13 protein-coding genes and 1 tRNA gene are annotated in these 11,773 nt (G+C 32.5%); 6 read left to right on the top strand and 8 right to left on the bottom strand.

Annotation, left to right across the window (positions count from 1 at the left end):
- The first annotated feature begins 54 nt into the window (after window positions 1-54).
- From OU788_RS03640 to OU788_RS03630, 3 genes are all read left to right on the top strand, one after another.
- Window positions 55-477 carry a hypothetical protein gene (locus OU788_RS03640; RefSeq protein WP_274633897.1) on the top strand — a complete coding sequence of 141 codons (423 nt, stop codon included), beginning with the start codon at window positions 55-57 and terminating at the stop codon, window positions 475-477.
- Between the two features lie 139 nt (window positions 478-616).
- A complete protein-coding gene (locus OU788_RS03635) occupies window positions 617-1,345 on the top strand; it encodes a lysophospholipid acyltransferase family protein (protein ID WP_274633895.1) in 729 nt (242 codons plus the stop codon).
- A 36-nt stretch (window positions 1,346-1,381) separates the two neighbouring features.
- Window positions 1,382-2,362: an acyl-ACP desaturase gene (locus OU788_RS03630; protein WP_274633894.1), complete on the top strand. Its 981-nt coding sequence runs from the start codon at window positions 1,382-1,384 to the stop codon at window positions 2,360-2,362.
- Between the two features lie 30 nt (window positions 2,363-2,392).
- Here the strand turns inward: OU788_RS03630 and OU788_RS03625 are convergent, their stop codons facing one another.
- A complete protein-coding gene (locus OU788_RS03625) occupies window positions 2,393-3,178 on the bottom strand; it encodes an amidohydrolase (RefSeq protein WP_274633893.1) in 786 nt (261 codons plus the stop codon).
- Window positions 3,179-3,246: 68 nt separating this feature from the next.
- Between OU788_RS03625 and OU788_RS03620 the strand changes: the two genes are divergently transcribed.
- Window positions 3,247-5,997, top strand: a complete 2,751-nt coding sequence (locus OU788_RS03620; protein ID WP_274633892.1) for a PD-(D/E)XK nuclease family protein — start codon at window positions 3,247-3,249, stop codon at window positions 5,995-5,997.
- Here the strand turns inward: OU788_RS03620 and OU788_RS03615 are convergent.
- The 3 genes from OU788_RS03615 to OU788_RS03605 all read right to left on the bottom strand — a co-directional run bounded on the left by OU788_RS03615 (window position 5,994) and on the right by OU788_RS03605 (window position 7,099).
- Window positions 5,994-6,527, bottom strand: coding sequence for a GNAT family N-acetyltransferase (locus OU788_RS03615; RefSeq protein WP_274633891.1), 534 nt, complete (start codon window positions 6,525-6,527; stop codon window positions 5,994-5,996). The genes OU788_RS03620 and OU788_RS03615 overlap by 4 nt on opposite strands.
- A 17-nt stretch (window positions 6,528-6,544) precedes the next feature.
- A tRNA-OTHER gene (locus tag OU788_RS03610) sits at window positions 6,545-6,617 on the bottom strand.
- A gap of 59 nt (window positions 6,618-6,676) precedes the next feature.
- A complete protein-coding gene (locus tag OU788_RS03605) occupies window positions 6,677-7,099 on the bottom strand; it encodes a molybdenum cofactor biosynthesis protein MoaE (RefSeq protein WP_274633890.1) in 423 nt (140 codons plus the stop codon).
- Between the two features lie 121 nt (window positions 7,100-7,220).
- Between OU788_RS03605 and OU788_RS03600 the strand changes: the two genes are divergently transcribed.
- Together OU788_RS03600 and OU788_RS03595 are read left to right on the top strand one after the other, a co-directional pair.
- Window positions 7,221-8,408: a phosphoglycerate kinase gene (locus OU788_RS03600; protein ID WP_274633889.1), complete on the top strand. Its 1,188-nt coding sequence runs from the start codon at window positions 7,221-7,223 to the stop codon at window positions 8,406-8,408.
- 140 nt (window positions 8,409-8,548) lie between these two features.
- The gene (locus OU788_RS03595; RefSeq protein WP_274633888.1) at window positions 8,549-9,589 is read left to right on the top strand and encodes an NADP(H)-dependent aldo-keto reductase; all 1,041 of its coding nucleotides are present in this window, start codon (window positions 8,549-8,551) and stop codon (window positions 9,587-9,589) included.
- Between the two features lie 51 nt (window positions 9,590-9,640).
- On the opposite strand, the gene OU788_RS03590 is transcribed toward OU788_RS03595, so the two are convergent.
- The 4 genes from OU788_RS03590 to trpS all read right to left on the bottom strand — a co-directional run bounded on the left by OU788_RS03590 (window position 9,641) and on the right by trpS (window position 11,626).
- The gene (locus OU788_RS03590) at window positions 9,641-9,907 is read right to left on the bottom strand and encodes a type II toxin-antitoxin system RelE family toxin (RefSeq protein ID WP_274633887.1); all 267 of its coding nucleotides are present in this window, start codon (window positions 9,905-9,907) and stop codon (window positions 9,641-9,643) included.
- Window positions 9,908-10,156 carry a hypothetical protein gene (locus OU788_RS03585; protein WP_274633886.1) on the bottom strand — a complete coding sequence of 83 codons (249 nt, stop codon included), beginning with the start codon at window positions 10,154-10,156 and terminating at the stop codon, window positions 9,908-9,910. It abuts the gene before it with no gap.
- A gap of 159 nt (window positions 10,157-10,315) precedes the next feature.
- Entirely contained in the window at window positions 10,316-10,621 is a 306-nt protein-coding gene (locus OU788_RS03580; protein WP_274633885.1) for a DUF6370 family protein, read from the bottom strand.
- A 36-nt stretch (window positions 10,622-10,657) separates the two neighbouring features.
- On the bottom strand, window positions 10,658-11,626 hold the full coding sequence (trpS, locus tag OU788_RS03575; protein WP_274633884.1) for a tryptophan--tRNA ligase: 969 nt from the start codon (window positions 11,624-11,626) through the stop codon (window positions 10,658-10,660).
- Between the last annotated feature and the right edge of the window lie 147 nt (window positions 11,627-11,773).

Genomic DNA, 11,773 nt, shown 5'->3' with positions numbered 1-11,773 from the left:
TTTTTTTATGCAGAAAATTCAGTATTTTTACACAGACAAAACTTAAAAATCATGATGAAAACATTACACTCTTATTGGGCATACATTGTATTAGCAGTTTTAATATTTACGGTGGTAAATGCTATTATAGGATTAGTACAAAAGAAAGAATTTACCCACAAAGAGTTCCGTTTAGGGTTATTTACATTAATAACAGCTCATATTCAATTATTAATTGGTTTAGGATGGTATTTTATGTCTCCTTGGTATAAAGCTTTAAAAGCTAATGGAAGTGAGGTTATGGGAGAGCCAATGGCACGTTTGTTAGCAGTAGAGCACCCATTAATGATGATAATTGCTATTGTGTTAATAACAATTGGATGGTCTAAACACAAAAAACAAGTAAAAAGCGAAGCTAAGTTTAAAACCTTTGCCATCTTTTACGGATTGGCTTTATTACTAATTCTCTCAAGAATTCCTTGGAGCAACTGGTTTTAAGATAAAATTATAGTCCCGCTTTCGCGGGATTTTTTATTTTTACGCACTAGTAAAGTTTTAAAAATGAAATCGGTATGTTTTTGCAGCGGTTTTAATTAGTAAAAAACTAAACTAGTAAACAACAAAACAACTAAATAGAATGAAGATTTTAAGTTATATTCTCTCATCAATCTTTGCATTGGTGTTTTTTTCGCTATTGTTAATTTTTCATCCAATACAATGGATTGGGTTGAAGCTTTTTGGTCAAGAAGGGCATCAAAATGTAGTAAATTTCATGAATTGGTTTCTTGTTAAATCGTTATTGATTTTAGGAATACGAGTTCAATTTGAAAACAAACACAACTTACCAGAAAATACCACCTTAATTTTTGTAGCCAATCATCAAAGTACATTTGATATTCCGCCAATTATTTGGTATCTTAGAAGACACTACCCAAAATTTGTATCAAAAAAAGAACTAGGAAAAGGAATTCCTAGTATTTCCTTCAATTTAAAATACGGAGGAGCTGCTTTAATTGATAGAAAAGACCCTAAACAAGCCTTATCTGAATTAGGAAAGTTTGCTAAGAGAATTAATAAAAATAATTGGTCTGCAGCTATTTTTCCAGAAGGAACCCGAAGCAGAACAGGAAAACCAAAGGCATTCTCTGTAAACGGACTTAAAATGATCGCTAAATACAATCCAGAAGCGTATGTGGTGCCTTTATCAATCAATAATTCGTGGAAAGTATTTAAATACGGAAAATTTCCATTAGGAATAGGAAGTCCTATAAAGATCCAAACTCACGAACCTATAAAAGTAAACAGTTTACCGTTTGATGAGTTAATAGCAAAAACTGAAGCAGCTGTAAAGTCTGCTATATATTAAACAAAACAAACAACAATAAATATAAACCCTTAAATTATGTCGATACAAAACATTAGAAAGGAAGTAATGCAAACGCTGGAAAAAAACATAGACAGTTTTGTAGACAAATTCTTGATGCCAATAGAAAAGATTTGGCAGCCAACCGATTTTCTCCCCAATTCACAAAAAGATTCTTTTATTGATGAAGTAAAAGAAATTCAAGAACTTTCAAAAGAACTTGATGATGATTTTTGGGTGGTTTTAGTAGGAGATACTATTACTGAAGAAGCTTTACCAACCTATGAGTCATGGTTATTAGACTTAGACGGAGTTACACAACAACCAGATAATGGTTGGGCAAAATGGGTGCGTGCTTGGACAGCAGAAGAAAACCGTCACGGAGATGTGTTAAACAAATACTTATACCTATCTGGAAGAGTAAATATGCGAGAAGTAGAAGTATCTACACAGCATTTAATTGCTGACGGATTTGATATTGGTACAGCTACCGATCCGTATAAAAACTTCGTGTACACAAGTTTTCAAGAGTTAGCAACGTATATTTCGCATAATAACGTAGCTAAAATTGCCAAAAAGCAAGGACACAAAGCTTTGGCAAAAATGTCTAAAATCATCGCAGGAGATGAAATGCGTCATCACTTAGCATATACTGAGTTTGTAAAAGAAATCTTTAAGATTGATCCAAGTGAAATGATGTTGGCGTTTCAACACATGATGAAACACAAAATTGTAATGCCTGCAATGCATTTAAGAGAATCTTTTGGAGAAAAAGGAAGTTTGTTTGATGATTTTTCAACAGTAGCGCAAAGAATAGGTGTATACACTGGCTTTGACTATGTTGACATTCTTAAAAAGTTGAATGAGACTTGGGAAATTGATAAAATAACCAATTTAACTCCAGAAGCAGAAAAAGCACGTGATTTCTTAATGAAATTACCAGACAGAATGTACCGAATCACAGAACGTATCGTAGTACCTGATACAAAGTTAAATTTTAAATGGATGATTCCTGCATAAAAATAAAAAGCAACCAATTTGGTTGCTTTTTTATTGTAATATAAACCTGTCTTGATCATCCAAAAAGCGAAATCGTTCACGTGTTTTTGTTTGTGCTTCTTTATCTAACTCAACAAATAATATTTCTTCGGTTCCTTGATCGTTTTTCGTCAAACAGTTTCCTAAAGTATTATAGCAAACTGTATTTCCAGTATACTCATAGTTGTTAGCATCAACACCTACTCTATTCACACCAATGGTATAGCTCATGTTTTCGATAGCACGCGCTTTTAATAAGCTGTCCCATGCTTCAATACGAGGTTTAGGCCAGCTAGCTACATACAGCAATAAATCGTAATTTTCAGTATTTCTAGCCCATACAGGAAAACGTAAATCATAACATATTAGTGGACAAATTTTCCAGCCTTTGTAGTCAACTATAATTCTTTCAGTGCCAGAAGAAAATACTTCATGCTCACCTGCCAATGTAAATGTGTGTTTTTTGTTATACGAATCTATTTTTCCTGAAGGACGAACAAACAACAAACGATTGTAAAAACAATCATTTTCACGAATAACAATACTGCCTACAATAGCTGTGGATTTTTTTTGAGCCAAATATTGTAGCCATTGTACCGTTTCACCTTCCATAGTTTCAGCAACAGTTGAAGCATTCATGGTAAAACCTGTAGTAAACATCTCAGGTAAAACGACTAAATCAATTTCATCTGACAAACCATTCATTTTTTCTTCAAATCGTTTTCTATTTTCTGTTGGGTTTTCCCAAACCAAATCCGATTGAATCAAAGCTACTTTTAAAGTATTCGTTGTGTTCATGACTAAAGGTTGTTTGTACTATCAAAAGTAGGATAAAAATTGTACTTTGCTTACAAGAAAACCAAGGTATGCAGTCTTTTATTTCAGAAACGTTAGATAGTATTTTACAAAACACCAAATCGTTTGAAAATGTTGTGTTTATATTGCCCTCACAAAGGGCAGGAGTTTTTGTAAAAGAAACATTTAAAAAGAAAATTTCGGCAGGTTTTTTACCAGAGATTATCAATATAGGTGATTTTGTTGAAGAAATTTCTGAAATGAAAAAGATTGATGCAGTTCAGCTCCTTTTCCATTTTTATACCATTTACAAAGAACAAGAAGAGAATCCAGATTCGTTTGATGTGTTTTCGTCGTGGGCATTTACGCTTTTACAAGATTTTAATGAAATCGATCAACATTTAATTAATTCGAGAGAAATCTTTGTGTATTTGCGGGATATTCATCGTTTGCGAAAATGGTCGGTAAAAGGAGAGTTTAAAGAAACCGAATTGATGAAAGATCACTTTTCATTTATGGAAAAGTTGAATAAGTATTACGATGCTTTTTATCAATTTTTGGTTGAAAACAATATCGGATATCAAGGGGTTTTATATCGAGAATCAACTAAAAAAGTAGCGGATTTCATCCATAGAAATCAACAAAAGAAATACTTTTTTATAGGGTTTAATGCGTTAAATGCTGCGGAAGAATTGTTATTTGAACAATTTTTGTTGAATGGAAATGCAGAAGCCTATTGGGATATTGACAAAACATTTTTTGAAAGTCAACATCAAGCAGGAAGTTTTTTAAGAAAGTATAAAACTCGTTGGAACTATTATCAGCAGCACCCAATTCAAACGATTAAAGACTACTTTTCAGAAAGTAAACATATTGAGGTAATTGGAGCATCTAAAAACATCACACAGACAAAATATGCAGGAGAGATTTTAGAAAAACTTCCTAATTATAATAACACAGCGTTGGTTTTGGCAGATGAAACACTGTTGCCAATTACGTTGAATTCGTTGCCATCAAGTGTAGATGCGATTAATATTACGATGGGATATCCACTAAAAGATATTCCAACAACGAGTTTAATCTTTGCTATTTTTCAATTATTTCTTAATCAAGAAAAGTTAGAAAAGAAGGAAGAAAACCTTTTTTATCATAAAGATGTGGTACGCTTGGTAAAGGATGCTACTATTTACAGATTATTACAGGTTGATGAGCAAACAAACATTGCAGATGTGCTTTCAGAAGCAGTAGCTAAAGAGAATAACACCTTTATTAATCAAGAAGAAATCATAACATTTCTTTCTCCAGTTAGTAAGGAGATTAAAGAAAGAATAGTTACTATTTTCAATTCGTTTGTATCAATTAGTGAGTTTTTAAACAGAATTATTGAGTTGATCAACTTGTTGAAAGAAAATGCTAACGAACTAGAAAAAGAATATTTATTCCGTTTTTACACAGCGTTTACTCAGTTGCAAAACTTGCATAATGAATTTGGTTATGTACAAGATTTAAAAACCTTACATCAATTTTTTAGGCAACTAATACAATCAGAAAGTTTATCATTTCAAGGAGAACCGTTACAAGGATTACAGTTAATGGGAGTATTAGAAACACGTGTACTAGATTTTGAAAATGTAATTATCACTTCAGTAAATGAAGGAGTTTTGCCAGGAAATCATCAACAAAACACATTTATTCCTTTTGATGTAAAAATAGAGTTTGGTTTACCAACATACAGAGAAAAAGATGCGCTGTTTTCCTACCACTTTTTCCGATTGTTACAACGTGCCAAAAATATTTACATTTTATACAATACCGAGCACGATGTGTTTGGAAGTGGAGAAAAAAGTCGTTTTGTAACGCAGTTAGAAATGATGCGAGATGATATTACTGAAAAAATCATCAGTCCAAAAGTAGTTACGTCACCTATTCAATTAAAGGAAATTCAAAAGGATGAAAAGGTACTAGAACGTTTGCAAGAAATAGCTCAAAAAGGAATTTCTCCATCGGCATTGACCAATTATTTATACAATCCGATTGCATTTTACAAGCAGAAAATTTTAAAAATAAATGAACTAGAGGATGTAGAAGAAACAGTTGCAGCCAATACAATGGGAACAGTAGTACATGATACATTAGAAGAGTTGTACAAACCATTTATAGGGAAGTTTTTGCAAGCGAATGATATTGAAGACATGCAGCAAAAAACTAAAAAACTCATCACTTTTTACTTTTCGAAGCATTTTAAAAACGGCGATGTAACCACAGGTAAAAACCGATTGATTTTTGAAGTAGCCAATCGTTTTGTAGAGAATTTTTTACTGCAGGAAAAACAACTGTTGAAGGATGAGAACAATCAACTAAAAATAATTGCTACTGAGCAGGAGTTATCTTCAGAAATAAAGGTTGAAGGAATTGATTTTCCAATAAAAATAAAAGGAATTGTCGATCGAATTGATGAGTTCAATGGTGTTACTCGAATTATCGATTATAAAACAGGGATGGTAAAAGAATCAGATTTAAAGGTTACTGATTTTTCTGCTATTAAAGATTATAAGTTTAGCAAAGCCATTCAGGTTCTTTTATATGCGTATATGTACAATTCGACCCATAATAACACACAAGATATTCAAGCAGGAATTATTTCGTTTAAAAACCTAAAAAATGGTTTTTTACAGATGAATTTCTCATCCAATTATCGAAAACCTGACAATGCTATTACAGAAGAAAGATTAGAAGAATTTATGACTGAAATAAAAGCAATATTAACCGAGCTCTACAATCCGGAACTCAGCTTTGTAGAAGCTACTGATTTACCGTATTAAATAGTTAAATAAACAATTCCCCAATCTTGGTTGTTACTCGTATAGGGTTTTAAAGTTTTAAAACCAATCGCTTTATGCGCGTTGATAGATCGAGTATTCTTTTCGTCAATCTCTGTAATAATAAAGTCGTATATTCCAGAGAATTCTTCTTTCATTTTTGTGTACAAACCTCTAAAAATACCTTTTCCTCGGTAATGTTTGTCTATACAAACTTGTCCCATTAAAATATAAGGTTTAGTGCCTTCTGAAGTAGTATTTATTTCATCAAACATAGGAATGAGAATAGGGATATCATTTCTGAAAATTTTAGACATTGACAAAGCATAACCAACAACAGTACCATTACTTTTTGCAATAATATGTGGGTGTACATCATTCATTTTTTGCAACAATTCTAAGTCATGACGAACCGTAACAAATCCCTGTTCTTTTTTATCTGTTTCTGATAATTTTTCGGGCAAGTTTTGTTGTTGCAACTCTAGTATTTGAAGCAATTCTGTTGGGTTGGTTGCAGTTGTGAACTCAATCATAATTTAAAGATAAAAAGTGGAGCATATCGGAGTCGAACACTAAACCTTCCCGACTTATCGGGACGCTCTAGCCAACTGAGCTAATGCCCCAATAAAGATTGTTATGCATTTACATTATTAGAAATGACTTAATATCAAATATAACATTTTTAAGGATGCGCATTCACCCAAACCTCGCCATCTTCAAAAAATTCTTTTTTCCATATAGGTACTGTTTCTTTTAAGGTGTCAATGGCGTACTGGCAAGCTTCAAAAGCAGCTTTTCTGTGCGGAGAAGAAACCGTAATAATTACAGGGATATCACCAATAGTTAACAAACCTTCTGCATGATGAATGGCAATCTTTTTTACTCCAAATTTTTCCAAAGCAGCATCCGCAATTTTTTGCATTTCCTTAATTGCCATAGGCTTGTAGGTAGAAAAATCAAGTTGAGTAACCTCTTTGTTTTGAGTAGCATTTCTTACAGTACCTACAAAAACAGCAATTCCACCACAAGAAGGATCAGTTACAAAATCGTAACATTCTTGTAAATTAAGTTTTTCCGAAGATATTTTTATAGAAGTCGTGCTCATATAGGTATGTAAGTTTAACAAAGATAAAAGATTGAAAGCTCAAAAAGAATAGAAACCAATCAGATTTAAATAATTATTTTTGTTAGCTGAAACAGAACACAACTATAGAATATAACTTAAAATGAAAACATTGAACGATTTCAATTTCGAAAATAAAAAAGCATTAATCCGTGTAGATTTTAATGTGCCTTTAAACGATAGTTTTGAAGTAACAGACGATACAAGAATTCAAGCAGCAAAACCAACGATTATTAAAATATTAGAAGATGGCGGTAGCTGTGTATTAATGTCGCATTTAGGGCGTCCAAAAGGTAAAGAAGGTCAATTTTCGTTACGCCATATTGTTAGTAAAGTAACAGAAGTGTTAGGTGTACAAGTAAAATTTGTTGATGATTGTATTGGCTCAACTGTTGAAGAGGCAGTAGCAAATTTAAAAAGCGGAGAAGTTTTATTGTTAGAAAACTTACGTTTTTATCCAGAAGAAAAAGCGGGAGATGTTGCTTTTGCTGAACAATTATCAAAATGGGGAGATGTTTATGTAAATGATGCTTTTGGTACTGCACACAGAGCACATGCATCTACTGCAATTATTGCACAATTTTTTCCAGAAAATAAATGCTTCGGAAATTTACTAGCAACTGAGATTGAAAGCATCGATAAGGTATTAAACAATTCAGAAAAACCAGTAACTGCTATTTTAGGAGGTGCAAAAGTGTCGTCTAAAATTGGTGTGATTGAAAATATTATTGAGAAAGTAGATCACATTATTGTTGGTGGAGGTATGACGTTTACGTTTATCAAAGCTTTAGGAGGGAAGATTGGGAACTCATTAGTTGAAGAGGATAAATTAGCCTTAGCGTTAGAAATTTTAGCGAAAGCAAAAGAGAATAATACAGAAATTCATTTACCAGTAGATGCAGTTATTGCAGATGCTTTTTCAAACGATGCGAATACGCAGGTAGTAGACACAAATGAAATTCCTGATGGATGGATGGGATTAGATTGCGGGCCTAAAACCGTTGAAAAATTTGCTGAAGTTATCGCAAAGTCTAAAACAATTTTATGGAATGGTCCTCTAGGAGTTTTTGAAATGGAAAAGTTTGCACAAGGAACAATTGGTTTAGGAAATGCAATTGAAGAAGCAACTAAAAATGGAGCTTTCTCGTTAGTCGGTGGTGGAGATTCAGTTGCTGCGGTAAAACAATTCGGATTTGCAGATAAAGTGAGTTATGTGTCTACAGGTGGAGGAGCGATGTTAGAAATGTTAGAAGGACGTACCTTACCAGGAATTGAAGCAATTCTTAATTAGCAAATTTGAAAATGAGTTAATTCACTAATTTTCAAATCAACAAACTTTCAAATTAAAAGTTTAAATGTGTAATTGTTGAAGTGTTTATTATGTTGCTTTTTTAAACAATTACACAATTCAACAGTTAAACGATATAAAGAATGAAATATACAACACTACCCAATACCGATGTAAAAGTTTCTAAAATTTGTTTAGGAACAATGACTTGGGGTCGACAAAATACAGAAGCAGACGGTCACGAACAAATGGATTATGCCTTAGAACAAGGGGTAAACTTTTTTGATACCGCGGAATTGTACCCTGTGCCAGCACTCCCAGAAACATACGGAGCTACGGAAAAAATTATAGGTTCTTGGTTCAAAAAAACAGGAAACAGAGAAAAAGTAGTGTTGACGTCTAAAATCGCTGGAGGAGGCGATTATACGGCACACATCAGAACAGGTGGTTTCAATAGAAAAAATATATCTGAAGCGATTGAAGGTAGTCTAAAACGTTTACAAACCGATTATATTGATTTGTATCAGTTACATTGGCCAGATCGTGGAGTGAACTGTTTTGGAGTGCGTGATTATCCGTATAAAACTTCTACTAAAGAAGCTGAAAAGCATTTAGAGATTTTAGAAACCTTGAACGATTTTGTAAAACAAGGAAAGATAAAGCATGTAGGTTTGTCTAACGAAACACCTTGGGGAACGATGAAATATCTGCAAACAGCAGAACAACACGGTTTGCCAAGAATGGTTACGATTCAAAACTCATACTCGTTAATTCATAGAGGATATGAGGTAGGAATGTCTGAAGTTTCTATGAGAGAAAATATTGGTTTGTTAGCGTATTCTCCATTAGCACAAGGAGTATTAACAGGAAAATATATTGATGGTAAAACTCCAGAGGGAGCAAGAGGAACCTTATTTCCAAGGTTTATCGCTAGATATAAAAATGAAGGTTCAGAAAAAGCGGTTTTAGAGTATCAAAAAATAGCAAACAAACACGGATTAACATTAACAGAGTTGTCGTTAGCATATATCAATCAGTTACCATTTGTAACGAGTAATATTATTGGAGCTACGAAAATGAGTCAGTTAAAAGAAAATATCAATTCTATCAATATTGAATTGTCAGAAGATATTTTAGCAGAGATTGAAGCAGTGCACAAGGTAATTCCGAATCCAGCTCCATAAGTTGAATAAAATCTAAAATAAAAAATCGATGTAAAGTTTACATCGATTTTTTTATGGGAATAATTTATAAATATCGTTTCGCTTTACAAACCGAGCAATTGTAACTTTATTATCAGAATAATAAATACCTAGACGATAATCACCTATTCTAACTCGATAAGCATCTGGATGACCAGACATTTTTTTTACACTAGAAATTTTAAACAAATCATCAGTTTCTTCAAGTGTTGTGAAAACTTGCGAAAGAGACTTTAATAGTTTTTTGTTTTTAATTTTTTTTAAATCTTTAGCTAAGCTTTCTAGGTAAATTACATTCATTTATTCTAACAGTTTAAAAATCTCATCTTTACTAACTGTTTTAGTTCTATCAGCTTGTTGCATTAAGAGTAATAAGCCTAAATCTTCTTTTTGTTCATCGGTTAAACTATCTAATTGTTCTCTTTCCTTTTGAATAACAAACAATTCAATAGCTTTTTCCATTAAAGCTTTTACACTTAATCCTTCAAAAGCGGATAATACTTTCAGTTTGGTAAGAAGAGTATCGTTTACTTCTACCAATTTTTTCATTTGTTAAGTTGTTTTAATAATTTAAAGGTGATACAAATATACATAATATATAAAGTATATATAATTATTAATGTATATAAAAAATCCGAAGTAGTTTTCTACTTCGGATTTTTTTATGTTTTTATCTAGAAAGAAATCTTGTTTCTAAAAATCTAAAAACTATTCTTCTACAATTTTAAAAGAAGTAGCTTTAAATCTTCCGTCTTCTACTTTTCCAGAAACTTCAGCTTTTCTAACAACATTACAAAAACCGGTATTTTCATCATGAGAGTCTCCATAATCGTCTATGTGAGCACCATCAACAAAATAGGCTTGCCCATCAACTTTAACAGCTAAATCGCATCCGTTTTGGGTTTTTAATCCGAATTTACATTGTCCGCATGAAGCTTCAACAATTTGTGTTTTTTCTTTTGGAGTACTACAAGCCAAGATTCCGAAGAAAAAAAGAAATACTAGTTTTTTCATATTATTGAGAGTTTTAAGTTACTAGTTTGGGTAGGATTAATATCCTATTTTACCACGTACTCTTTGCAAAACATCTTTAGCAATCACTCGTGCTTTTTCAGCTCCTACAGCTAAAGCTTCATCAATTTCATGACGGTTTTCCATGTAGTGGTTATATTTTGTGCGTACATCAGCAAATTTATCAATAATTAGTTCATAAAGAGCCTGTTTAGCGTGTCCGTACCCATAACCTCCATTTTCGTAATTAGCACGCATTTCGGCAATTTGTTCTTCCGAAGCTAATAATTTATATATAGCAAAAACATTGTCAGTATCTGGATCTTTTGGGTCTTCTAAGGCTTTACTATCCGTTTGAATAGCCATAATTTGCTTACGTAACTTTTTGTCTGGTAAGAAAATATTGATGAAATTATTTCGAGATTTACTCATCTTCTCACCATCAGTTCCAGGAACTAATTTGGTGTCTTCATTTATTTTTGCTTGAGGCGGAACTAAAGTTTCACCTACAATGTTGTTAAATCTGTTTGCAACATCACGCGTCATTTCTAAATGTTGTAACTGATCTTTTCCTACAGGAACAACTTCAGCATCGTACAATAAAATATCTGCAGCCATTAACATAGGATAGGTAAATAAACCAGCATTTACATCAGCTAAGCGATCGGCTTTGTCTTTAAAACCATGTGCTAAAGTTAAACGTTGATACGGAAAGAAACAACTCAAATACCAAGTTAATTCAGTAACTTCAGGAATATCACTTTGGCGATAAAATACGGTTTTATTAATGTCAATACCACAGGCAAGCCAAGTAGCCGCTACACTATAGGTGTTTTCGCGCAATTCGTTACCGTCTTTAATCTGAGTTAAAGAGTGCATATCTGCAATGAAAATAAACGATTCGTTTTTTGAATCATTAGCCATTTCAATAGCAGGCAAAATTGCTCCTAATAAATTTCCTAAATGTGGGGTTCCTGTACTTTGTACACCTGTTAAAATTCTTGACATAAATCTGTTTTGAAAATTTTTTACTTAAGTAAGCAAAAATAAGCTTAAAATTCATCAAACAAAAGAAATTACTACATTCGCATTTCTATTTACTCTCCTTTGTTAAGTTGATGAGAAAAAAGAGTTATCCATTTTTAATTTTAAAGG

The organism is Tenacibaculum sp. L6, assembly GCF_028823685.1.
Lineage (GTDB): Bacteria > Bacteroidota > Bacteroidia > Flavobacteriales > Flavobacteriaceae > Polaribacter.
This window is presented reverse-complemented; position numbering and strand designations above follow the sequence as displayed.